This window comes from Alteromonas australica (genome assembly GCF_000730385.1).
In the GTDB taxonomy this organism is placed as follows: domain Bacteria; phylum Pseudomonadota; class Gammaproteobacteria; order Enterobacterales; family Alteromonadaceae; genus Alteromonas; species Alteromonas australica.
Window position 1 is genome coordinate 3,918,458 of record NZ_CP008849.1, and the last position, 23,196, is coordinate 3,941,653.

At 46.4% G+C, this 23,196-nt stretch carries 23 protein-coding genes; 6 read left to right on the forward strand and 17 right to left on the reverse strand.

Features of this window, described 5'->3' with window-relative positions; genetic code table 11:
* Positions 1 to 139: 139 nt before the first annotated feature.
* Positions 140 to 499, forward strand: coding sequence for a DUF2237 family protein (locus EP13_RS17055; protein ID WP_081869591.1), 360 nt, complete (start codon positions 140 to 142; stop codon positions 497 to 499).
* A 48-nt stretch (positions 500 to 547) separates the two neighbouring features.
* On the opposite strand, the gene EP13_RS17060 is transcribed toward EP13_RS17055, so the two are convergent.
* The 14 genes from EP13_RS17060 to EP13_RS17125 all read right to left on the reverse strand — a co-directional run bounded on the left by EP13_RS17060 (position 548) and on the right by EP13_RS17125 (position 17,175).
* On the reverse strand, positions 548 to 1,975 hold the full coding sequence (locus EP13_RS17060) for an aldehyde dehydrogenase family protein (protein WP_044058331.1): 1,428 nt from the start codon (positions 1,973 to 1,975) through the stop codon (positions 548 to 550).
* A 9-nt stretch (positions 1,976 to 1,984) separates the two neighbouring features.
* Positions 1,985 to 3,625 carry an acetolactate synthase large subunit gene (locus tag EP13_RS17065; RefSeq protein ID WP_044058332.1) on the reverse strand — a complete coding sequence of 547 codons (1,641 nt, stop codon included), beginning with the start codon at positions 3,623 to 3,625 and terminating at the stop codon, positions 1,985 to 1,987.
* Positions 3,626 to 3,751: 126 nt separating this feature from the next.
* A complete protein-coding gene (locus EP13_RS17070) occupies positions 3,752 to 4,162 on the reverse strand; it encodes a DUF4112 domain-containing protein (protein ID WP_044058333.1) in 411 nt (136 codons plus the stop codon).
* Positions 4,163 to 4,185: 23 nt separating this feature from the next.
* The gene (gene hemH, locus EP13_RS17075) at positions 4,186 to 5,265 is read right to left on the reverse strand and encodes a ferrochelatase (RefSeq protein WP_044058334.1); all 1,080 of its coding nucleotides are present in this window, start codon (positions 5,263 to 5,265) and stop codon (positions 4,186 to 4,188) included.
* A gap of 164 nt (positions 5,266 to 5,429) precedes the next feature.
* Positions 5,430 to 7,028 (reverse strand): AbgT family transporter, encoded by a 1,599-nt coding sequence (locus tag EP13_RS17080; RefSeq protein WP_052364559.1) that lies wholly within the window; start codon positions 7,026 to 7,028, stop codon positions 5,430 to 5,432.
* 232 nt (positions 7,029 to 7,260) lie between these two features.
* Positions 7,261 to 8,145: a protease modulator HflC gene (gene hflC / locus EP13_RS17085; protein WP_044059100.1), complete on the reverse strand. Its 885-nt coding sequence runs from the start codon at positions 8,143 to 8,145 to the stop codon at positions 7,261 to 7,263.
* Positions 8,146 to 8,150: 5 nt separating this feature from the next.
* The gene (gene hflK / locus EP13_RS17090; protein WP_044058336.1) at positions 8,151 to 9,299 is read right to left on the reverse strand and encodes an FtsH protease activity modulator HflK; all 1,149 of its coding nucleotides are present in this window, start codon (positions 9,297 to 9,299) and stop codon (positions 8,151 to 8,153) included.
* Positions 9,300 to 9,368: 69 nt separating this feature from the next.
* Complete coding sequence (gene hflX / locus EP13_RS17095) at positions 9,369 to 10,658, reverse strand: ribosome rescue GTPase HflX (RefSeq protein WP_044058337.1); 1,290 nt, start codon at positions 10,656 to 10,658, stop codon at positions 9,369 to 9,371.
* A gap of 17 nt (positions 10,659 to 10,675) precedes the next feature.
* Positions 10,676 to 10,927: an RNA chaperone Hfq gene (gene hfq / locus EP13_RS17100; protein ID WP_044058338.1), complete on the reverse strand. Its 252-nt coding sequence runs from the start codon at positions 10,925 to 10,927 to the stop codon at positions 10,676 to 10,678.
* A 78-nt stretch (positions 10,928 to 11,005) separates the two neighbouring features.
* On the reverse strand, positions 11,006 to 11,941 hold the full coding sequence (miaA, locus tag EP13_RS17105; protein WP_044058339.1) for a tRNA (adenosine(37)-N6)-dimethylallyltransferase MiaA: 936 nt from the start codon (positions 11,939 to 11,941) through the stop codon (positions 11,006 to 11,008).
* Positions 11,934 to 13,712, reverse strand: a complete 1,779-nt coding sequence (gene mutL, locus EP13_RS17110) for a DNA mismatch repair endonuclease MutL (protein WP_044058340.1) — start codon at positions 13,710 to 13,712, stop codon at positions 11,934 to 11,936. The genes miaA and mutL overlap by 8 nt, the downstream gene beginning before the upstream one ends.
* A 34-nt stretch (positions 13,713 to 13,746) precedes the next feature.
* On the reverse strand, positions 13,747 to 15,081 hold the full coding sequence (locus EP13_RS17115) for an N-acetylmuramoyl-L-alanine amidase (protein ID WP_044058341.1): 1,335 nt from the start codon (positions 15,079 to 15,081) through the stop codon (positions 13,747 to 13,749).
* Positions 15,082 to 15,150: 69 nt separating this feature from the next.
* Entirely contained in the window at positions 15,151 to 15,633 is a 483-nt protein-coding gene (gene tsaE / locus EP13_RS17120) for a tRNA (adenosine(37)-N6)-threonylcarbamoyltransferase complex ATPase subunit type 1 TsaE (RefSeq protein ID WP_044058342.1), read from the reverse strand.
* 42 nt (positions 15,634 to 15,675) lie between these two features.
* Positions 15,676 to 17,175, reverse strand: coding sequence for a bifunctional ADP-dependent NAD(P)H-hydrate dehydratase/NAD(P)H-hydrate epimerase (locus tag EP13_RS17125; protein ID WP_044059101.1), 1,500 nt, complete (start codon positions 17,173 to 17,175; stop codon positions 15,676 to 15,678).
* A gap of 6 nt (positions 17,176 to 17,181) precedes the next feature.
* Here EP13_RS17125 and queG point away from each other — a divergent pair, with 6 nt between their 5' ends.
* Complete coding sequence (queG, locus tag EP13_RS17130; protein WP_044058343.1) at positions 17,182 to 18,342, forward strand: tRNA epoxyqueuosine(34) reductase QueG; 1,161 nt, start codon at positions 17,182 to 17,184, stop codon at positions 18,340 to 18,342.
* On the opposite strand, the gene EP13_RS17135 is transcribed toward queG, so the two are convergent.
* The 3 genes from EP13_RS17135 to nudC form a co-directional block, all read right to left on the reverse strand.
* Positions 18,339 to 18,806: a hypothetical protein gene (locus EP13_RS17135; protein WP_044058344.1), complete on the reverse strand. Its 468-nt coding sequence runs from the start codon at positions 18,804 to 18,806 to the stop codon at positions 18,339 to 18,341. The genes queG and EP13_RS17135 overlap by 4 nt on opposite strands.
* 54 nt (positions 18,807 to 18,860) lie before the next feature.
* A complete protein-coding gene (hemE, locus tag EP13_RS17140) occupies positions 18,861 to 19,952 on the reverse strand; it encodes a uroporphyrinogen decarboxylase (protein WP_052364460.1) in 1,092 nt (363 codons plus the stop codon).
* 295 nt (positions 19,953 to 20,247) lie between these two features.
* On the reverse strand, positions 20,248 to 21,099 hold the full coding sequence (nudC, locus tag EP13_RS17145; RefSeq protein ID WP_044058345.1) for an NAD(+) diphosphatase: 852 nt from the start codon (positions 21,097 to 21,099) through the stop codon (positions 20,248 to 20,250).
* A gap of 153 nt (positions 21,100 to 21,252) precedes the next feature.
* Here nudC and rsd point away from each other — a divergent pair, with 153 nt between their 5' ends.
* Genes rsd through EP13_RS17165 form a run of 4 tightly spaced genes read left to right on the forward strand, consistent with a single transcriptional unit; the run spans position 21,253 to position 23,123 of the window.
* Entirely contained in the window at positions 21,253 to 21,729 is a 477-nt protein-coding gene (gene rsd, locus EP13_RS17150; protein WP_044058346.1) for a sigma D regulator, read from the forward strand.
* A gap of 30 nt (positions 21,730 to 21,759) precedes the next feature.
* The gene (locus EP13_RS17155) at positions 21,760 to 22,233 is read left to right on the forward strand and encodes a transcriptional repressor (RefSeq protein ID WP_044058347.1); all 474 of its coding nucleotides are present in this window, start codon (positions 21,760 to 21,762) and stop codon (positions 22,231 to 22,233) included.
* Positions 22,223 to 22,687 carry a chemotaxis protein CheX gene (locus tag EP13_RS17160; RefSeq protein WP_044058348.1) on the forward strand — a complete coding sequence of 155 codons (465 nt, stop codon included), beginning with the start codon at positions 22,223 to 22,225 and terminating at the stop codon, positions 22,685 to 22,687. The genes EP13_RS17155 and EP13_RS17160 overlap by 11 nt, the downstream gene beginning before the upstream one ends.
* A complete protein-coding gene (locus EP13_RS17165; protein WP_044058349.1) occupies positions 22,677 to 23,123 on the forward strand; it encodes a secondary thiamine-phosphate synthase enzyme YjbQ in 447 nt (148 codons plus the stop codon). Before EP13_RS17160 ends, EP13_RS17165 begins: the two co-directional genes overlap by 11 nt.
* The last annotated feature ends 73 nt before the right edge of the window (positions 23,124 to 23,196 follow it).

Sequence of the window (23,196 nt, forward strand, 5' to 3'; positions counted from 1 at the left end):
GGAAGTCGCTATGCCTTTTATTTATTATCTATAATGTACTAAGTGTGAGAGGCTTTGTCATACTACCCCCACAGGCTACCTGCGTGTGGCAGCTTGGACTTTACCTAAAGTGTATACGTTGTAACTGAGGCTTTTGATTTTGGCAAATGCAAAAAATGTTTATGGTAACCCGCTACAACTCTGTTGCGGAAATACGGGTTTTACGCGGGAAGGATTCTGCTATGTGCCCGACGCCGATGTGGGCAATCACAGTGTTTGCGCAGTCATGACTGACGAATTTCTGCAGTTTTCTCTTCAACAAGGTAATGATCTCATTACGCCATGGCCAAGCATGGCATTTCCAGGATTGTTAGCGGGCGATAGGTGGTGTTTATGCGCCGCTCGATGGCTTCAGGCATATGAAGCGGGCGTGGCACCCAAAGTACGATTAGCTGCCACCCATGAGCGCGCACTCGATATTATTCCGCTTTCTGTTCTAGAGGCCCACGCAGCGGAATAACAGCATACTGTTTTGTGGCTACATAGCCCTTTCAGCGTGAATCATGGTTTACGGTGTTCGAATTACCATTAGGCGCGTTTCCGTCATATCTTCTATGGCGTACTTAATACCTTCGCGCCCTAAGCCAGAGTCCTTCACACCACCGTAAGGCATGTTATCCACCCGCCAACTGGGTACGTCTCCAATAACCACTCCACCGACTTCTAACGTATTCCAAGCTTGATGGGCCTTATAGATATCACGGGTAAATACACCGGCTTGTAATCCATAGCGGCTGTTATTCACTTCTTCTAGCGCTTCCTCAAAGTGGTCGAACGGATACAGCACAGAAAGCGGCCCAAAAGCTTCTTCTGCACTGGCGTCGCAGGCTTTAGGTACATTTTCCATTACCGTGGCCTCAAGCATTGCGCCCTTTCTTTTACCGCCGCACAAAATGGTGCCACCTTCCTCTTTCGCGCGCTCAATCCAATTGTGTAAGCGTTCAGCTTCCGACTCTGAAATCATCGGCCCAATAAAGGTATCTTCGCTTGCAGGATCGCCTGCAACCAAGTTACTCACCTTGTCCACATAGGCCTGTTTAAATTCATCGTAAATGCTGCGATGAACAAGCAATCTTTGCACGCTGATACAACTTTGACCCGATTGATAATAAGCGCCAATGATAATACGCTGTATGGCGTCGTTAATATCCGCATCTTCATCCACTACGCAAGCCGCGTTCCCGCCAAGTTCCAGCACCACAGGCTTTTTCCCCGCTTTAGCTTTCAGTGCCCAACCCACGTCAGGAGAGCCAGTAAAGCTAAGCAGTTTTAAACGTTCATCGGTGGTGAACAAATCTGCGCCGTCTCGGCTGCAAGGCAAAATAGAAAACGCCCCTTTAGGTAAATCTGTTTCTGCCAATACTTCACCAATGATCAACGCGCCTATTGGCGTCCGTGATGCTGGCTTAAGTACAAAAGTACAGCCTGCTGCAATAGCCGGTGCAACTTTATGGGCAGCAAGGTTGAGCGGAAAATTAAATGGCGAGATAAAAGAACAAGGACCAATGGGCACCTTCTTCGTCATGCCTTGATACCCTTTCGCACGGGCTGAAATTTCTAGGTTAACAACCTCGCCGTTAATTCTTACTGATTCTTCAGCCGCGATTTTGAAAGTATCGATAAGGCGTGTTACCTCACCTTTAGCATCATTAATAGGTTTACCCGCTTCTATACATAATGCTTTTGCAAGTTCATCAGCGCGTTCGGTGAATCGCTTCACACAATGTTCGAGTATGGCTTGTCGCTGGTAAGGCGCTAACGCGGTCACTGCGCCTTGTGCCTGCTCAGCGGCTGCGATGGCCTTATCAATAACCTCGGCGTCCGCGAGTGCCACACGAGTGGCACACTCACCGGTGTATTTATTAGTTACCTCTAAATCTGTATTTGCATATACCGCTTCACTGGCTAAATAGTAGGGATAGCTATCCTTCAACATAATAACTCCTTAAAGTTTGGCACTTAATTCAGCAATCGTCTGATTAAGCGTTTTGTCGTTTTGGCTATAGTCCACGGGGCAATCAATCACATGTACTCCGGGGTTATTTAAACAACTCTCCACCATAGGAATGAGGATATCTGCACTATCCACCCGCCAGCCTTTGGCACCATAGCTTTGCGCATATTTCACAAAATCAGGGTTGTGATAATCTAAGCCAAATTCATTGAACGTCATGTGGGCTTGCTTCCACTTAATCATTCCGTACGCATCGTCACGCAATATGATCACAACCAAATCTAGCTTTAACCGTACGGCGGTTTCAATTTCCTGACTATTCATCATAAATCCCCCGTCGCCGCACACGCTAAGTACCGGCACATCAGGCTTCACCAACTTTGCGGCAATGGCCGATGGTAAGCCTGCGCCCATAGAAGCTAGCGCGTTATCAAGAAGTAACGTATTTGGGTGGTAGGCTGGATAATTGCGTGCGAACCAAATTTTATAAACGCCATTATCTAAGGTGACGATTCCCTCGTCCGGCATGACCTTGCGAATATCCCTAACAAAACGCTCAGGTAAAATAGGGAAGCGACTGTCGTTTTCGGCTTCAGCTCTATGTTGTACATACGCCTCATGAACATCTTTATAAAAGTCGAGCTTCCACGCTTCTTGTGGCTCAATCCCTTCTTTTATTTGCCAAACACTATTTGCAATATCGCCTATCACTTCCGCTTGAGGAAAATATACCGGGTCCACAGCGGCGGATTCAAAATTAATATGAATCACCTTTTTGCCATTGTGATGCATGAAAAAGGGCGGTTTTTCCACCACGTCATGGCCCACATTAATGATGAGATCGGCACGTTCAATGGCACGGTGTACAAAGTCGTTGTCTGATAACGCTGTGTTGCCTGCAAACCTAGGGTCGCTTTCATTCAGAACGCCTTTGCCCATTTGGGTAGTCACAAAAGGAATACAGGTTTTATCTACAAATTCACGCAACATTTTTGCCGTTAGCTTGCGATTTGCACCTGCGCCAATCAGCAGCAAAGGAGAGGTGGCCTGCTCAATCATGTCTATAGCATTGGCAATGGCTTTGTATTCAGCGATAGGGCGTCGAGTTAGGCTGGGGGATAGTAAAGGTTGAGTCGTGGTTTCTACCGCAATATCTTCTGGCAATTCAATATGCACAGCACCTGGACGCTCTTCATGAGCAAGGCGAAACGCTTCGCGCACCATGGAGGGTATTCTATCTCCACTGACAACTTGGGCTGTAAACTTTGTGATTGGCCGCATCATGTCAACAATATCGATAACCTGAAAACAGCCTTGCTTGCTGGTTTTAATCGGCTTTTGACCGGTTATCATTAACATGGGCATCGCACCTAGCTGTGCATAGGCGGCGGGCGTAACCAGGTTTGTGGCCCCCGGCCCCAAGGTAGCAAGGCATACACCCACCTTTCCCGTGAGTCGCCCGTAAGTGGCGGCCATAAAGCCCGCCCCTTGTTCATGGCGTGTTAATATGAGTTTGATTGTGGATGTGCGAAGCGACTCTAACAAGTCTAGATTTTCTTCGCCGGGGATCCCGAAAATATACTCTACACCTTCGGCTTCTAGGGCTTTAACAAATAAATCAGACGCTTTCATTGCTCATATACTCCATGCGGTGTAATGGCGCAGGAATGCACCAAGATACTCTTGCTACGGAGGGAGTATAATTAACGATTGATCTTATTTAATGACAGCCCTATCCATTTGGCGGACTAACGCCTGCTACTTATCTAAACCGGCTTCCCACTGAGCCAATTTCTGTTGGGTAGCGACATCCACGCTCTCTTTGTTCTGGCTTATCCACCAGCGCTCCATAAGACGCACGTTTTTTTGGTTAGCTTTGTAAAAGACGTCAATCAAATCACCAATAAACGGAACAAAGCCCAAGCCAAAATCTATCGCTGAGTTCTTAACCATTTGCGCTACCAGCGCTTTAGGCATACCCAATGACTTCCCCAGCCAAACAATACGCAATGAAATTAACAACATCAACGCATCACCCGCCCCAGGAATAAGGCCAACAATAGAATCTAAGCCTATACGAATCGGAATGAAAGGAAGCTTAATTGCCGTGTCTAGAAGGTTGGCGAGCTTCTGCGCTTTAAGTAAGGCTTTGGGTGCTTTAACTTCCATGTTGCTTCTCCACTTTCAAAAGGTTACTTCGTCGCGCCAAGCGCACGAGCAAGGTCTGCGCGTAAGGCGTTTTCACCGCCTAGTTGCCAACCATGCAGATTTTCCTTAACAATGTCGAAAATTACATCCATATGTTCATCGTCGCTATTCAACGCTGGGATATACTCATACTTTTCGCCGCCAGCCTCCATAAAGTATTCACGGTTTTCTTCACCAATTTCCTCTATGGTTTCCAAGCAGTCGGCGGAGAAGCCTGGACACATAACCTGAATAGATTTAACGCCTTTATCAGGCAATGACTTCATGGTTTCGTCAGTATAGGGAGTTAACCACTCTTCACGGCCAAATCGAGACTGAAATGTAGTCATGTATTCATCGTGTGCCAAGCCCAGCTTTTCTGCAAGTAAACGCGAGGTTTTGTGACACTCACAATGGTAGGGGTCGCCATTCATGAGGTAGCGCTTCGGAATACCGTGATAAGAAAGCACCAGTTTTTGCGCTTTACCATGCGTGGACCAATGCGCTTTTACCTTATTCGCCAGCGCGGTAATGTAACTGTCTCTATCGTGGTAATTATTGACGAATCTCAATTCTGGTAACCAACGGCGTTTAGTAAAATCGGCAGCCACCGCATCAAATGTAGAACCCGTAGTAGACGCACAATATTGGGGGTACAGTGGCAATACAACCAGCTTTCTCACGCCTTTTGCTAGCATATTGTCTATGACACTAGATACAGAAGGATTGCCATATCGCATGGCATAATCCACAACCACATCATCGCCATACTCGGTTTTGCACCGGGCTTCTAACGCTTTTGATTGCGCTTTGGTAATAGACAATAGGGGCGACCCCTCATCTGTCCATACCGTGGCATAGGCTTCCGCTGACTTTTTCGGGCGCGTGTTCAAAATAATAAGATTAAGTACAAACCACCATATGGCTTTTGGTACTTCAACAACACGGGGGTCGGAAAGAAACTCTTTTAAATACGGTCTTAACGCAGTGGCAGTTGGGCTTTCTGGGGTTCCCAGGTTGGTAATCAACACGCCTATTTTGTCTTTTTGCGCGTGAGTAAAGCCCGTATTACTTTTGTATTTCATGAATTCTTTCCGCGTTTAGTATTTTTAAAGGATGTACTTATTATACTGAATTAGCGCTAATTATGATCGCAAGTGAGAGAAATATACGGCGATTGGCCTAACAAGAAAAAACGATTAAAAAGGCGGTTTAAACCGCCTTTTTATGATAAAAGAAAAATAACTTTCTAGGGCTGGTAATAGGTGGCAGCGCCTGGCCCCACTGGCATACCTAGCAAAAATACCCAAATGTAAAAGAGAATAGTCCACCCTACAATAAACACCATGGAGTAAGGCAGCATCATTGCTATCAATGTTCCCATTCCCAGGTCTTTTTTGTATTTAGCGGCCATCGCGAGAATTAAGCCAAAATAGCTCATCATTGGCGCAATGACATTGGTGACGGAGTCTCCTATTCGATAGGCAGCTTGAATAACCTCTGGCGAATAACCAATCAGCATTAGCATGGGTACAAAGATGGGGGCGGTTACCGCCCATTGTGCAGAGGCACTACCCAAAGATAAGTTAACCACACCACACATTAAAATGAATAAAATAAACACAGACGGGCCATCTAAACCCACAGCCTGAAGCAGGGCTGCGCCCTTCACGGCCAATACTGTACCTAAATTCGTCCATTTGAAAAACGCCACAAACTGCGCAGCAAAAAACACCAGGGTGATATACAGCCCCATGGCGCCCATGCTTTTCGCCATGGCGTTAATCACATCCTTGTCGTTTTTCATGGTGCCAGTGATTTTACCGTAAACAAAGCCTGGCACCGCAAAAGTGACAAAGATAAAAGCAACAATGCCTTTTAAAAATGGCGAGCCTGGCACCGCACCGGTTTCTGGGTGACGCAAAATTCCGCTTTCTGGCACCACGGTTAACGCCAATATTCCACACACCACAAGAAACGACACACCAGCCCACACTAATCCTTTTTTCTCTAAGGCCGTAGGTTTGTGCATACTTTGAACGGCTAAATCATCCGTGGCGTCGGCTTCATCAAATTTCCCTAATCTTGGCTCTACCACCTTTTCAGTGACCAAGGCGCCCATAGTGGCCACCACGAAGGTACTGACAAACATAAAGTACCAATTAACTTCAGGCCCCACGGTGTAATCTGGATCTATCATGTGCGCGGCGGCCTCAGTAATTCCAGACAGAAGCGGGTCTACTGTACCTAATAAAAGGTTGGCGCTATAACCCGCAGAAACCCCAGCAAATGCTGCGGCTAAACCGGCTAAGGGATGACGACCCAAGGAATGGAAAATCATGGCAGCCAATGGAATAAGTACCACATAACCTAATTCACTTGCCGTATTGGAAATAATGCCGGCAAACACAATGGCGAAGGTTACCGCCCGTTTAGAGGCGTTCACTACCAATGCACGCATTGCCGCTGACAATAGCCCTGAGTGCTCAGCAACAGAAACCCCAAGAAGGGCGACCAATACTGTACCAAGCGGCGCAAACCCCGTGAAATTAGTCACTAATCCTGTAACGATGCGCTGCAGGCCTTCTGCGCTCATCAATGATATTACTTCAATCATGCCGTCAGCTTCGCGCCCTTTCGCGCCTTCAGGGCGAGGGTCAGCCACGGCAATATCAAAATAGCCCAGTACGCCGCTAAGCAATACAATAAACACAGAAAGGAGTGCAAAAAGCGTTACTGGGTGTGGAAGCAAATTCCCTAACCACTCTACGGTGGAAAGAAATCGCGAAAATAGCCCACTATTTCCGCCGTTTTTATCGGCAGAATGGGTGTTTGAATTATCCGGAATCAAAGTATTCCCCTGTCGTTTTTATCTCATACTTACCGACCCGTCAGCAGGGTGCTCTGCGGTGCCGTACCAATAAGCTGATTTTTATAATATGTAATTTTCGCGTGTATTTTACCCGATTTTGTCGCAATTGGGCAGAGGGGGTAAAAACAGAGAGGATAGAGAGGCGTAAATTAGGCGTAAAAAAACCAGCTGCAAAGCAGCTGGTTTTTGTTTAACTAGGTGAGGTAAATTAGTTCTTACCTTTCGAGCCATTCATGTAACGGAAGAAATCGCTATCGGGGCCAATGACCATGACGTCTTGCTTGCTGTCAAAACTGGCTTTATAGGCATCCATACTGCGTAGGAAGCTATAAAACTCTGCGTTTTTAGAGTAAGCATCAGCATAAATTTGTGCTGCAAGTGCATCACCTTCACCACGAAGCTGTCTTGCATTACGTTCAGCATCAGCCAACATAACGGTAACTTTTGCATCAATGTTTGCACGAATCACCTCAGCTTGCTCCTGACCCTCTGAACGGTGCTCTCTTGCCACTGCATCACGTTCTGCACGCATACGTTGGAAAATAGAGTTGCTCACCTCAGTCGGTAGGTTAATCTGCTTAACACGCACATCAACAATTTCAATACCCAACGCGTCAGATGATGTTGCGGCTTGCTCCATTGCTTGGTTCATCAATGCAGAACGTTCGCCAGACACAATCTGACCGATGGTACGTGTACCAAATTCAGAACGAAGGCCATTGTTCACTTTTTGCTTCAATAGGGCTTCGGCTTGCAGTTTGTTACCGCCAGTGGATAGATAATAACGCGCAAAATCATCAATACGCCACTTAACGTAAGAATCAACAATTAAGTCTTTCTTTTCACTTGTAACGAAACGGTCTGGCGAGTCATCTAACGTTTGAACACGCGCATCTAAATGCTTAACCGAGTCAATAAAAGGCAATTTAAAATGCAGGCCAGGGGTAAACACTTTGGTGTCTCCAGTTGCATCATCACGCTGCACTTTACCAAATTGGATAACAATGGCGCGCTCGCCTTCTTTGACCACAAATAAGGCGCCAGACATTAGCACGACAACTAAGACTAAAATTGCAATCGCTAAATTCTTAATCATGATTATCTCCCCTCTCTGTAGCTTTCGCCACGTAACCCTGTTGAGGGCGAGCTATTACGGCTTCGTTGCCCTTCATCAAGCACTGGCATTTGCAAACCTTCTAAGGTGCTGCGAGAGCGAGGCGTTGAACTGTTTTGCTGACGTTCCATTATTTTATCTAGCGGAAGATACATCATGTTGTTCCCGCTTTTGCTGTCCACTAGGATTTTACTCGTGGCGCTAAGTACTTGTTGCATCGTTTCCAAATAGATACGTTCCCGAGTAACTTCAGGCGCACGCTCGTATTGCGGAAGTAATTCTTCAAACCGTGCAACTTCACCTTGGGCTTCTAGTGTAACTTGCTCTTTGTATGCTTGAGCTTCTTCGTTCATACGATTCACTTGGCCACGGGCGCGCGGCTCTATCTCACGAGCGTAGGCTTCGGCTTCGCGAATGAAACGCTGCTCGTCTTCCTGGGCGGCAATAGCATCGTCAAATGCATCTTTAACTTGCTCTGGCGGACGGGCATCACGGAAGTTCATATCAATAATCGACACACCCATGTTATAAGGTTCGATAATTGCCTGTAACTCTTCCCATACACGTTGACGAGTGACTTCACGGCCATCGGTCAATACGTCATCCATAGTGGAGTGACCCACTACATATCTGATGGCGCTATCAAGCGACTGACTGAGACTCATTTCAGGGTTCTCTACGGCAAACGTCCATCGGAATGGGTCAACCACGCGATATTGCATTTCCATTTGAACATCTACCACGTTCTCGTCTTCAGTCAACATAGAGCCAGAAGAAGATTTATCGCGGATAGACTGCACATCGACAGGAATAACAGAATCGACAAAAGTAGGTGCCCAGCGTAAGCCAGGTTCAACCTGTTGATAATATTCACCAAAGCGCAGCACTACGCCACGTTCTGCTTCACGTATGGTATAGAAACCACTGATGATCCATATGACAACGATGAGGCCAATTAGTATACCGGCACCAATGCCACCCAAGCTTTTGCCTGAGCCACCATTGCCACCAGATTTACCAAACTTACCAAATAAGTTCTTAAATACATCATCTAAATCCGGGGGACCTTGATCGCGTCCGCCGCGGTTTTTCCACGGGTCGTTATTATTGCCACCCGGCTCATTCCAAGCCATGCTGATACTCCATAGATTACAGTTTTATTTTTGAAATTCGCATGCATTGCCGTGTTAATTTAAGCACGGTTAATGTCGCACAACATACTCTGATATTCCGTTTTCCAAGCGCTTTTCAAGCCTATTCCAGTCTGCCGTTTGCATACGCACATCGACGACCCAATCCCCGTGGCTGTCATATTCTTCGTTTGCTATACAGTCTAATTCGTATAGCACTCCGCGAAGACGACTTTGCGCAGGTGGGATTTTAAGCGTGTAATTTACCATACTTGTTGCCAAGCATTCACTAAGCGCTTGAGACAGTAACTCGGTACCTTCGCCAGTCTGAGCTGACAACCAGACGCGAGTTGGAATACCGTCTTCATTTCGTTCTATACGCGGTTCAACGTCTTCAAGTTTATCAATCTTATTACAGATAAGTAATTGTTGAATGTCGCCCGCATCTATTTCTTCCAATACGTTGTTCACTTCGTCCATGGTTTCACGATATTTCGCGTCGGCAATGTCCACTACATGTAAGAGTAAGTCTGCTTCTTGCGTTTCTTGCAGTGTTGCTTTGAACGCAGCAACCAGATCATGAGGCAGGTGACGTATAAACCCAACTGTATCGGCCAATATAGCTGGCCCTACGTCTTTCAGTTCAATTTTTCTAAGCGTAGGGTCTAGCGTGGCAAACAACTGATCAGCTGCGTAAACATGTGAATCGGTTATTGTATTGAAAAGGGTAGATTTTCCTGCGTTGGTATAACCCACTAAGGATACGGTAGGAATTTCCGCACGTTTTCTTGAACGTCTACCTTGCTCCCGCTGCTTTTGTACTTTTTCCAAACGGCGCAAGATAGCTTTTATTCGTCCTCGCAGTAAACGACGGTCGGTTTCAAGCTGGGTTTCACCCGGCCCACGTAGACCTATCCCACCTTTTTGTCTTTCAAGGTGAGTCCAACCTCGAATAAGCCGGGTTGAAATGTGACGCAACTGGGCCAGTTCAACTTGAAGCTTACCCTCGTGTGTTCTGGCTCGTTGGGCGAATATATCGAGGATAAGCCCAGTTCTGTCTAGCACCCGACATTTGCAAACCGCTTCTAGGTTACGCTCCTGTGAAGGTGATAGTGCGTGGTTGAAGATAACGACATTAGCGTCGTGCGCTTTTACAGCTGCCGCTATCTCTTCCGCTTTCCCGGATCCAACAAAAAATTTTGCATGAGGCGCACTGCGAGACGTCGTTAATACATCTGCGGCGGCGACGCCAGCAGAAGACACTAGCAACTCTAGTTCAGCTAAATCTTCTTTGTTGTTCTCATCGGTAAAATTGACATGAACAAGTACAGCCTGTTCACCGGCTTCATAACGGTCAAACAAGCGCGTTACCTTTTAAATTATTCACTTTTAGTATTTTCAGAATCTCCTGTTGAGCTCGGCATTGTAATAGCGCGAGCAGGCACAACGGTAGAAATTGCGTGCTTATACACCATTTGGCTCACTGTGTTTTTAAGTAGAATGACGAACTGATCGAACGATTCCACTTGTCCCTGCAACTTAATACCATTAACCAAATAAATTGATACTGGTATACGCTCCTTGCGTAACGCATTTAAGAATGGGTCTTGTAAAGATTGCCCTTTAGCCATTTGATATCCTTAGTTTTTATTATTCGCAGCATGGAAAAAATGCTACTGCACGTCTAATGTATACCACACTCCATTAAGTTAGAGTGTGACTTTCGCTGTAATTTTAGTCAAATTATCTTTAGCAAATGTGTCAAGCCAGGTTACGTCTTCCCATCCACGCAACCATGTGAGCTGGCGTTTGGCTAATTGGCGAGTAGCAATTATACCCCTTTCGCGCATGTCGTCATACGACATTTGCCCATCAATGTATTGCCACATTTGCCGATAGCCTACGGAACGTATAGAAGGTAGATCTTCATTTAGATCACCCCGTTCGTATAGCTGTTTAACTTCCTGTTCAAAACCTTCTTCAAGCATGATATCAAAGCGCGTAGCGATACGCTCATGCAATATACTTCTTTCAGACGGCGCAATAGCGAATTGGCTAATGGGGTAAGGGCAAGCCTCACCTTTCTCTTGTTGCCAATACGTCAAGTTTTTGCCCGTACTGCGATAAACTTCTAGTGCGCGAGTTAAACGTTGCGGATCATTAGGGTGAATTCTCGCACCACTAACGGGATCGACGCGACACAACTCGTCATGCAATTTAGACCATCCCAAGCTTTCAGCCTGTGTGGTTATCTCTGCACGTATCTTTTCATCAGACTTAGGTAGTGGCGAAATTCCATTTATCAAGGCATTAAAGTACATCATTGTACCCCCTGCCAAAATTGGCACCTTGTTTCTGCCGTGTATATCTTCAATTAACTTAACGGTATCACGACAAAATTCCGCCACCGAGTAACTCTGCGACGGGTCAATAATATCAATAAGATGATGAGGTACCGACTGCCTTTCTGCTTGCGTCGGCTTCGCCGTACCTATGTCCATATTAGTGTAGACTAAAGCTGAGTCTACGCTGATTATTTCGCACTCAACTTTTTCTGCTAGCTCAAGTGCCAGACCCGTTTTACCAGAGGCAGTTGGCCCCATGATAGCTATCACAGGTTTTGCAGGTTCTGTGCCATTAACCATCAACACCTCTCCAAAACTCAAGCACACGGGTTAAGTCGCGCACTTTACCAAATCGCTCAACCATTTCCCATTGTTTACGATCACTTTGCTGATCCAACCAGTGCCATACATCTAACGCCGTATTCTTATCGACTTCATCTTCATCAATGAGGAACGAGGACGCTATATCATCTGTATTGTTCAACGTGGTAGATATGAGTTTTTCGAACCATCGCAACCAAGGCAAATGGCGGGTTCCGGCGGGGACCTGTTGTAATCTAAATTTTCCCGCAACATGATTGATTTCAAAGTTGAGCTGCTGCAAAAGTGCAATGGTCGCCTCATTTGCCCCCTGACTATTTAACGCCACTGGCATCAATAATGGCTGGCTATGCTCGGCACTCTTGCATTGTTCAAGCAGCCATAACGGCACTATTTGAGTAACTTCTAAAAGGAAAACTTTCTCACCTTGTGTGTAAATTCTACACAAGCTTGTCAGTTGAAAAGCGGCTTCGTCGGCAATGCTTCTACCTGACGCCTGGGCTTGAGTGTTGCCATTTGGCGACATTAATGCATTAAATCCAGCTTGATAGGCCGCACTTGGGCCTTTTGACTGACGCGATGAATAAGTGCCCGACTCTCGCGCTTGAGGCGCCGGCTGCGAACGTGGCGTACTCGTTAACGGGCGAATATAGTCATGATTAACGTGACTGTGCTCAAACGCTTTGACCGGTACTTCTATGGATGTGTGCTCTGAACCTGAGTGTCCACTATTAGGTTCACTGGCTTCAGGTTCGCTTATTTCCTGTAATGCATCGCATACCGATTTACAGATAAAATCATGTACCAGCCTGCCTTGCTGAAAACGGACTTCATGTTTCGCTGGGTGAACATTGACGTCCACATCTTTGGGGTCGATGGTCATATAAACAACAAACGCTGGCTGCTCTACAATTCCCCATACACTCTCGTAGGCCTGCCGTATAGCATGCATTATAAGCTTATCTCGCATACTACGCCCGTTAACAAAGCTAAACTGCAAATCATTACTGCTTCTAAGCATGACCTCATTGCCTAGCCATGCAGTTAACGAAATACCTTGATAATCCACCTTAACCTGTACCGCATTTTCGATAAATTTCTGACCTAACACGGCAGCAATTCTTGATGCGAGTGACCCCTGCTTATCCGCAACATAACGTTTTACCATTTTGCCGTTGTGTTTGAGCAAAAAGCTGGCTTGAGGGTTACTTAAAGCGATGCGTTTAATCACCTCTTCAATATGCTGGAATTCTGTTTTTTCAGTACGCAGAAACTTGCGCCTTGCCGGGGTATTGTAGAAAAGGTCGGCCACATCTATTGTGGTGCCTTTAGGGTGAGCTGCCGGTTGAATAGTGACAGCCATCTCGCGCCCTTCACAGTAAGCTTGCCACGCTTCTGATTGGCTTTCAGGCCTTGAGGTTAAAGTTAACCGGCTAACCGAACTAATACTGGCTAGCGCCTCACCACGAAACCCCAATGACATGATATGCTCTAGGTCATCAAGGGTGACTATTTTACTGGTGGCATGACGACTTAGCGCAAGTTGAAGTTCATCTTTCGCGATCCCTTTGCCGTTATCACGAATGAGAATACGTTTATGCCCCCCCTTTTCGATTTCAACCTCGATTCGATTGGCACCCGCATCAAGGCTGTTCTCCAATAGCTCTTTAACTACGGAGGCGGGGCGCTCTACCACTTCGCCGGCGGCGATTTGGTTCGCCAACTGGGGGGATAATAACTGTATAGGCAAAGGAAAACCTGTTTACTGTTTTAATGTGAGGAAATTAGGTACTTGGAATGCTAAGTACTTGCCCGATTCGTACAACGTCACTGTTGAGATTGTTCGCCGCTTTAAGGCTACTGACTTTAACATTATAACGCTGTGCTAGCAGAGAAAGCGACTCCCCACTTTTCACTTTGTGCGTTCGGTTTGACGATCTCATCGACGCCCATAACGTGCCATCCGGTGGTACTTGTTTGAAATACCGCTTAGTTGCACTGAACATGGCATTGGCTAGGCGTTCACGATGCTTCGCCCAGTTAAGGTTTTTCTCTTCCTGCGGATTTGAAATAAACCCGACCTCAACCAATATGGAAGGAATATCTGGTGCAGTGAGTACAGCAAAACTGGCCGCTTGCGGTCGTTTCTTATGGAGGGATGTCACTTGCTTCAATTCTTCCACAACCTTATTTCCAAGGTCATGACTTGTGGCCATACTATGATCCATCGATAAACCCAGTATGGTCTCTGTTAAGTATCGCTCGCTTGATTTATCGTTAATGACTTCAGCAGCCCCACCTAGCAACTCTGAATGGCGCTCTGATTTCTCCAACCATCGACCTAACTCGGTGTCGGCCCTTCTCATTGATAATACCCATACCGACCCGCCTTTCGGTTGCGGCTGACTAAATGCATCGGCATGGATGGAAATAAGTAAGTCCGCTTTTTTCTGGCGAGCAATTTCAGGCCGCTGATTGGGAGAAATATAATAATCGCCGCTTCTGGTCATAATCGCGCGCATACCGGGCTCGGCGTTCACCATAGCTTCGAGCTTTTTGGCAATACTCAAGGTGATATGTTTTTCATAGGTGCCAGCAGGCCCCACTGAACCCGGGTCGTGGCCGCCATGGCCCGCGTCAATTGCCACGATGATGTCTCTATCTCGTTGGCTGTGGCTTTCATCCATGACCACGGTATTCTGTTGTGGCTTCGCCGTCACAGGGGCACTGTCTTTTAAATCGACCACAAGCCGATGCCCATAAGGGTGGGTGGGCGCCATAGCAAAAATAGAGGGGGTGGCTGCGCGATTAAGTTCAATAACAATGCGCGCCGATTGCTTATTTTTAGGCGTGGAGTAGCGTACTCTTTTAACCAACGAGCCAGTTTTATCGGCAGTTTTCAATTTTGCTTTGTCGGAAGTTCGGGGTAAATCGATAACCAAACGATGGGGATTTTTTAACGTAAAGTAGCTAAATTCTGGTGCACCCGACATATCAAAAACCACACGGGTGGAGTCTGTTGATGGCCAAATGCGAAGGCCATCAATGTTATTTTGGGCAGCGAAGACAATTTGCGCCCATATGCACAAGCTCATTACCCATAATATTTTGCGCACCATAGTTAAGCCTTACTTCGCCTTTGCGTACCTGTTGAACCAGGTTTATCGTTGTATTTTGTCGTCTCTTTGCTAAATGCACTTACAGTTTTGCAGTATTTTAGCGCCTTTGGCAGAGCGCGCCTCTATTTTAAATTGGCGTCCTGCAGGGTCAATATTTATACTAATCACTATGTCGGGCGATGCCAAGTATTCTGCGCCTTTTTCAGACCATTCTACTAGCGCGATAGTTCCGCCGCCGAAATAATCGCGAATGCCCATAAATTCTAGCTCTTCTGGGTCAGCTAACCGGTATAAATCAAAATGGTAAACAGACACGGTTTCCAACTCATAGGGCTCAACCAGCGTATAAGTTGGGCTTTTTACACTGCCATTGTGACCAAGTGATTGAATAAAATAGCGACTAAAGGTGGTTTTTCCCGCCCCGAGATCGCCGTCTAAATAAATCACCGCCTCAATGGGCGATTGCGCAGCAACCGCCGAGGCTAAATCTTTTGACAACACCTCTGTTTCTTCAGGTGTTTTGGCATAAAAGGTAGAGTGGGGATACGACATTAATTTACTTTCCACAAAACAAAACCAGCGTAAGCCAGCGCATTATTGATTAATTAGCACGCGAACCGCGTCAAACAGGTCGCTTGCAATCATACCACGTTGCCCGTACTGCTGCGCAATATCATCACCTGCTTTAGCATGAAGTACCACACCATATTTTGCCGCGATGTCTACCGCTAACCCTTGCGCCATTAAAGCACCTAGGATGCCACTTAATACGTCTCCGCTTCCTGCGGTGGCAAGGGCTGGATTTCCATGGCGGCAAACCCAGGTTTTTTTCTCGTTATCAATGAGTGTGCCCGCCCCTTTTAGCACACAAACCGCGTGGTAACGTTGAGAACACTGACGAGCATAATTGAAACGGTCACCTTCTACATCGTCTACCGACACGCCCAGCAAACGAGCCGCTTCGCCAGCATGGGGAGTAAGTATACTTTCGTTAATGGTGTATGCGGTGGACTGCTTGCATAAAAGGTTGAGGGCATCAGCATCTATTACTACCGGTTTGTTGTGCGCCTGACAATGCTTCATTGTGATTGCAAACGCCTCCTCGGCCCAACTATCTAGCCCTAGCCCTGGCCCAATAACCACACAGCTAGCCCATTCTAGCGCGGCATCTAAGTCGCTGTCCGTCACCATAAGTTCAGGTCTACCCGCACTGACTTGTATCACCGACGATTGATGCGTGTAAACGCGAACCATACCAGCGCCGCTACGCAATGCCGCTTCACTGGCCAGCCTAATCGCGCCCGCTGTGCCTTTATTGCCACCAATACATAAGAGCCGGCCGTATGTACCTTTATGGCTGTGCACATCACGGGGGCCCATGCCTTTGAAGTGGTCGATGTTCAGCAAAGTTGCACTGGCCTTTGCCAGCGATTGAAACGCTTTACCCACACCCAAATCGGCGTAGACCAATTGCCCACAAGACTGTTTACCGGCCCCAGTCACTAATCCAGGTTTAATCCCAACGAAAGTGACAGTGACATTGGCTTGAACACACCGCCCCATGCTTTGACCGGTATTCGCATCTAAACCAGAAGGAACATCGATACTCACCACGGGGGTGACGGCACTATTTACCGCATCGATAATATCTGCAAATTCATTTCGAATCGTGGTTGTGATCCCGGTGCCTAACAATGCATCAATAATGATATCAGCTTTGTCTATATCACCTTTCTCAAAGGCTTTTATTTTGCCTCCCGCCTTTAACCATTTCGCTTGTGCGTCACCGGCGTCGCCCTCAAGCGTGCGCTCTGGTTCAACCGCGCACACGATAACCTGTTTACCTGCTTGTTTCGCATTAAGCGCTGTAATATAGCCATCGCCAGCGTTATTGCCCTGCCCAACCAGAACAAGGTAAACATCTGAATTGGCAAACCGCTCTTGGCACTGTAGGTACACGGCATCGCCAGCCCTTTGCATTAAGGTGGCCAAATCACAGCCAGACTCTGCTGCCGCTTTTCCTTCATTTTCCCTTACCTGATCGGCGCGAAACAGTTTGTATGATAAGCTTGAGGAGAGTTGAGTATCTAACATAGCAGCATGTCCAAAATTCATTCTATTGACCTAATTCAATTGAGCAACGATATCAAGGCTTGGGGCCGCACGCTAGGCTTTCAAGACGTAGGCATATGCGATATTGATTTAAGTAAACACGAAAAGCCGCTGCGTGAGTGGTTAGACAAAGGCTATCACGGCAGTATGCACTTCATGGAAAGTCATGGCATGAAGCGCGCCCGTCCCGACGAACTGGTGCCCGGTACGCTTAGGGTCATCAGCGTTCGCATGAATTATTTGCCGCCAGATGCCTCGTTCGCTTCGCATCTCAATGATCCCGACATTGGCTATATAAGTCGTTATGCCCTTGGGCGAGATTACCACAAGGTATTAAGAAAAAAGCTTAAACAACTTGGTGAAAAAATAGCACACGCCATCGCCAATAGTGATATTGAACATCAATACCGCCCTTTTGTAGATTCTGCGCCAGTACTTGAGCATGCCCTTGCTGAAAAGGCTGGTATAGGGTGGACGGGAAAGCACAGCTTGACCTTGAATAAAGACGCTGGTTCGTGGTTTTTTCTAGGGGAGTTATTTACCAATTTACCCTTGCCGATTGATGCGCCAGCAGAGCCTGCCTGCGGAACGTGCAACGCCTGTATGACGATGTGCCCGACGAATGCGATTGTTGCGCCGTATACCGTCGATGCTAAGCGCTGCATTTCCTATTTAACCATCGAATTGGACGATGATATTCCAGAAGCGCTTAGACCCTTAATGGGTAACCGAATTTACGGGTGTGATGATTGCCAACTCGTGTGCCCGTGGAATCGCTATGCAGACATTACCGAAGAAAGTGACTTTTACCCGCGCCAAGTGCTGCATGGAAAGCGCTTAATCGACCTTTTTGCATGGTCTGAAGCCACCTTTTTAAGCCATACCGAAGGTTCTCCAATACGCCGAATTGGCTATGAAAAATGGCAAAGAAATATTGCCGTGGCCTTAGGCAATGCCCCTTATAGCAGTGAAATAGTGGATGCACTTCAACAGGCCTTAAAGAAGGTGAGTGACCGAGTAGATCGCCATATTCAGTGGGCGATTGCCCAGCAACTTGCGCGCAAGTCCAACTTAGGAAAGGACACGCCTCTTCGGCAGCAAGACCGCTTAATAAGAATTGTCCAAAAAGGGTTACCGAGGGATGCCTAGCTGGCTTGGCCGAGCTTCTGCGAACTTAATGTTTTACGGGTAGAAAAGGTAACTTCAATAGTCGCTATACCGTCGCCGGAAACTGCACGGCGCTTAGACTCATAAAAATGCCACCAATCTTGCTGCTGTAAATCGTGGATTAAGCGTAGAAAACCATCATTATCTCCCGCATATCGTGCCGTGAATTCACAGGCGTCGCTGGCATCGCATTGAAACGCCGTTAGGGTGAACGCCTTTCCATTTGGATGCGTATTTAGGAAGTCGGTTAATACTGCAGAACGTTGCGGAAAAGTCCCCGTTCCATGACGTATTGATGGCTGTTCGTGTTTTCGGGAACGGGTTAGCACGTCATTGATGCGCGCTTTTTCTGCAGCAGAGGCCACCAGTTTGCCTCGATAAAAGCCAAACTGATAACCTGCTACAGCGATAAAGCCCACCAATAGCACGAGGATCCAAGTTTTCATGTTGCGCGAGTGGATACCTTGTTGAACCTGTTAAGTAAGCTCAAATACGTCAACCTATTTGTGATAGGGCTGACTGAGTTCATGGACGGCATTCACAAACACGCCTGCGTTTTCTGGTGGCACGTCTAAATGGATGCCGTGGCCCAAATTAAAGACATGGCCAGAGCCGTTTCCGTAGCCTTTTAGAATATGAGCAACTTCTTCACGAATGCGTTGTGCAGGCGCATACAACATGGAGGGATCCATATTGCCTTGTAACGCAACCTTATCGCCCACTCGTGCGCGGGCATTTTCAATATCAATGGTCCAATCCAGCCCTACTGCATCACACCCAGTGGCGGCGATTGACTCAAGCCACATCCCACCATTTTTGGTAAACAGTGTAACAGGTACTTTGCGTCCATCTGCTTCGCGGGTTAAGCCGTCGACGATGCGAGCCATATATTGCAATGAAAACTCATTGTAATCACGAGGCGACAACACCCCACCCCAGGTGTCAAAGACCATGACAGACTGCGCACCGGCGGCAATCTGTGCATTAAGGTATTCAGTGACTGAGTCAGCAAGTTTTGCCAACAATGCGTGCAGCGTGGCCGGCTCTGCAAACGCCATTTTCTTGATTTTCGTGAACGCTTTGCTTGACCCACCTTCAACCATGTAGGTGGCAAGTGTCCAAGGGCTACCAGAGAAGCCAATTAAAGGGACGTCACCTTTAAGCTCGCGACGAATAGTACGCACCGCATTCATGACATATTGCAACTCGCCTTCTGGATCGGGAAGACCGATTTTATCTACATCGGCTTTGCAGGTGATTGGGTTTTTAAATCGAGGACCTTCGCCTGTCTCAAAATAGAGTCCAAGTCCCATTGCGTCAGGAATGGTTAGAATATCAGAAAATAAGATGGCAGCATCAAGGGGGAAGCGTCTTAAAGGCTGTAGTGTCACTTCACAGGCTAATTCAGCATTTTTACACAAGGACATAAAGTCGCCCGCTTCCGCTCGCGTTGCCTTGTATTCAGGTAGGTAGCGTCCCGCCTGTCGCATCATCCAAACAGGTGTAACATCAACCGGTTGTTTTAAAAGAGCCCGCAAATAACGGTCATTCTTCAACGCTGGCTTAGCAACACTATTTTCATTTTGCGACATACTTACACCTAATCAAATAAATTAATTCAAAACGTCAAAATTATACCAGTAATCTGGGTTAATGTATTAAAACCTTAGTAAAAATCACCCCATGAGACCAAACCCTGATTAAATAAGATGAACTTATATTGAACTTTAGTCTTGATTTAACCGTAGGGGTTTGCTATTACTATTACCAGCAACGAAAAAGAAGCCCTCAAGGGACCGTGCTAATCTCATTGAAACCCTGCTTCGGCAGGGTTTTTTATTCACTGCTTTACCTTAGCGATAAGGTTAACGCGCCTCTCCTAGCTTATTACTCATCCTTCACATTTTTAGCCTTCATTTTTTCTATGGTGGCCTCAATTAGCTGTCCCGCAATAGACAACTTTGGCGGAATATTCGGTAAAGCAGCAGGCGAAAACCATTGTGCGTCGTCAATTTCATTTTCTTGGCAACGAATGTCACCTTGCTCATACTCGGCGATAAAGCCCACCATAATTGAATGTGGAAACGGCCAAGGCTGGCTGTCAAAGTATTGAATATTTTTGACCTTAACTCCCACTTCTTCAAACACTTCGCGATGAACCGCTTCTTCTAAAGATTCACCACTTTCAACAAACCCCGCTAATGTGGAATACATGTTCGCTTCTTTGTGACGCACGCCTTTGGCAAGAAGAAGCTGATTTTCGCTATGGATAGAGACAATGATACAGGGCGACACCCGTGGATAACTTCTATGATTACAGCGATGGCAATGCACAGCCATTTCCCAATTCACTCGCTCTGTATGCGCGCCGCATTTGCCGCAAAACCTATGGGTACGAAGAAAGTGAACATACTGCCATGCGCGTCCAATGACCGAAAATACCGTATTTTGCTGCTCGTAAAGCAAATGTCGCAGTGACACGGCTTCCCACTCAGGGGCTTCGACACGTTCAGCCCCTAAATCCACCACATACACAGGCGCGTTTTTCTCTGCTACGGGTTCAGATAAGGGCGGTAACTCATGGATATCGTCTGCATACTCAGCAAGAAAATGAAAATCGCCTATACTGCCCGATGGAATATTGTTGTCGCCCTTACGAATGATGATACGGTCATTGCTTACAATCACCCAATGGCCTGCTTTGGCCGAAAGATGCTGAATACTGCGTTTTATCATCATAATATTGCCACCTATTCGCTATATATTTGCCGATAAGATAACATAAATATAATGTAAGCTTTTATCACGGTTCAATTTGTGTCGTGTTAGCAGAGTGTTATACTAAAACTCATTTGCGCTGAGCGGTTATCGGTTTTAAGGAAGGACCCAAACATGTTACAGCAGTTAGAAAGAGTGAAAGCTAAATGGGGCGGTAAAAGTGAAACCGTTGATAACTGGCTGTTAGCAAGGCAGCGCTTACTTGTAAGCTATTGCGCATTGGCAGGCCTGAATACGCATAATAGCTCGTTGCCCGAGGCAAACGATATTTCAGAGTTTTGCGAAAATCTAATGGATTACCTTTCTACCGGCCATTTCGAAGTGTTCGATATGCTGGTAGATAATGACGAAAACGGGCAGGCGCTAAAACACCGTCTTTACCCTAAACTTACGCAAACGACTGATGCTGCGCTTGAGTTTAATGATAAATTTGCCGAAGCCGTAACCATTGAACAAGCTGAACATTTTGATAGCGCATTAGCGAATCTTGGCGAAACCTTAGAAGAACGTTTTGGGTTTGAAGATGAGCTAATAGAGCACATGTACGCGAGCGATGCTGCGTCACAGGTGACACACCGTGTACCGCAGTAGAATAAACAACGTATATAATGGTAGTAATTAATGAATAATACGACGCTGATCCATAAAGCCCGCGTTTATTGCGAACAGCGAGGAGCAAGGTTCACACCGCTAAGAGAAAAGGTGTATGAAATCTTAGTCTCCAAGCATGGGCCAATGGGCGCCTATGAAATGCTAGATGCTTTGAAGGAAACAGAGTCTAGTGCAAAACCCGCTACTGTTTACCGCGCGTTAGATTTTTTACTGGATTTTGGTTTAATTCATCGGCTGGAATCAAATAAAGCCTTTGTTGCTTGCTATCATTTTGGTTGTAAACACCCTGTACAGTTTCTAATTTGCGACAGTTGTGGTGACGTTGCAGAGATACAGTCAGAAGGTTTAAAAGACACATTAGATAATCAAGCCAAGGCAAACGGTTTCCTTATTTCTAAGCAAACCATAGAAGCACATGGTCTTTGTGCAGATTGCCAAGCGTCGGAAGAAACCGTGGCCGAGGAACACTCACATGAATGCTGATTTTGTAAACCCTTTCATTGGCGGCTTGCTCAACGTTATGGAGACAATGGCGCAAACCAAGTTGACACCAGGTAAACCAAAGCGTAAACAAAGTGATGTAGCTAAGGGCGATGTTTCTGGCCTTATCGGTATGGTGGGCCCAAATGTAAGAGGCTCGATGTCGATTACCTTTGATGAAGCGTTAGCCCTGACCATTATGGAAAGAATGGTCGGCGAGCGTCCTGAAAAGCTTGATGCAGAAGTGGGCGACATGGTAGGCGAAGTGACTAACATGATATGCGGCAGTGCTAAGCGCGACCTTGCTGAGCGGGGTTATGAATTTGGTATGGCCACCCCTATCGTGGTTTCAGGCAAGCAACATACCATTAGCCACCAAGTAGATGGCGCCAAAATTATTTTACCCTTCATGTGCGATGAAGGTTTAGCGCACTTGGAAATATGTTTTGATAAATAATTTCTGGCACTCTGAAAAAATTACACTCCCGGCATTTCCAAGAGGCTTTCATTTAATCACTGATAACATTATTGAAGCCTTGCCGGATTTAAAAAGAGTTGAAATTGGTGTGCTGCATTTATGGTTACAGCATACGAGTGCGAGTTTAACGGTTAATGAAAACGCCGATCCTACCGTAAGAGCGGACATGGAGAGTTTCTTTAACCATACTGTAAAAGAAAATTTATCTTTTTACAGGCACACTTACGAAGGTAGTGATGACATGCCAGCGCACTTAAAATCAAGTATACTAGGCTGTCAGGTAACCGTGCCTGTAGAAAAAGGTAAACTCCTGCTAGGTACATGGCAGGGGATTATGTTAGGTGAACACCGCAATCATGGCGGCCCAAGAAGAATTATTGCCACATTACAAGGAGCTGAAACTAGCTCTATATAACAAATAGGCATAAATCGTGCTTAGCTATTTAGTTGAGCACTAGAAAGAATTATCACAAATCGATAATCACTCA

Bases quoted from the DNA above. Each gene is read 5' to 3' on its own strand.
- EP13_RS17060 (WP_044058331.1), bottom strand. From the start codon at position 1,975: ATGTTGAAGGATAGCTATCCCTACTATTTAGCCAGTGAAGCGGTATAT.
- EP13_RS17065 (WP_044058332.1), bottom strand. From the start codon at position 3,625: ATGAAAGCGTCTGATTTATTTGTTAAAGCCCTAGAAGCCGAAGGTGTA.
- EP13_RS17070 (WP_044058333.1), bottom strand. From the start codon at position 4,162: ATGGAAGTTAAAGCACCCAAAGCCTTACTTAAAGCGCAGAAGCTCGCC.
- hemH (WP_044058334.1), bottom strand. From the start codon at position 5,265: ATGAAATACAAAAGTAATACGGGCTTTACTCACGCGCAAAAAGACAAA.
- hflK (WP_044058336.1), bottom strand. From the start codon at position 9,299: ATGGCTTGGAATGAGCCGGGTGGCAATAATAACGACCCGTGGAAAAAC.
- hfq (WP_044058338.1), bottom strand. From the start codon at position 10,927: ATGGCTAAAGGGCAATCTTTACAAGACCCATTCTTAAATGCGTTACGC.
- miaA (WP_044058339.1), bottom strand. From the start codon at position 11,941: ATGGTTAATGGCACAGAACCTGCAAAACCTGTGATAGCTATCATGGGG.
- EP13_RS17115 (WP_044058341.1), bottom strand. From the start codon at position 15,081: ATGGTGCGCAAAATATTATGGGTAATGAGCTTGTGCATATGGGCGCAA.
- tsaE (WP_044058342.1), bottom strand. From the start codon at position 15,633: ATGTCGTATCCCCACTCTACCTTTTATGCCAAAACACCTGAAGAAACA.
- EP13_RS17125 (WP_044059101.1), bottom strand. From the start codon at position 17,175: ATGTTAGATACTCAACTCTCCTCAAGCTTATCATACAAACTGTTTCGC.
- queG (WP_044058343.1), top strand. From the start codon at position 17,182: ATGTCCAAAATTCATTCTATTGACCTAATTCAATTGAGCAACGATATC.
- EP13_RS17135 (WP_044058344.1), bottom strand. From the start codon at position 18,806: ATGAAAACTTGGATCCTCGTGCTATTGGTGGGCTTTATCGCTGTAGCA.
- hemE (WP_052364460.1), bottom strand. From the start codon at position 19,952: ATGTCGCAAAATGAAAATAGTGTTGCTAAGCCAGCGTTGAAGAATGAC.
- nudC (WP_044058345.1), bottom strand. From the start codon at position 21,099: ATGATGATAAAACGCAGTATTCAGCATCTTTCGGCCAAAGCAGGCCAT.
- rsd (WP_044058346.1), top strand. From the start codon at position 21,253: ATGTTACAGCAGTTAGAAAGAGTGAAAGCTAAATGGGGCGGTAAAAGT.
- EP13_RS17155 (WP_044058347.1), top strand. From the start codon at position 21,760: ATGAATAATACGACGCTGATCCATAAAGCCCGCGTTTATTGCGAACAG.
- EP13_RS17160 (WP_044058348.1), top strand. From the start codon at position 22,223: ATGAATGCTGATTTTGTAAACCCTTTCATTGGCGGCTTGCTCAACGTT.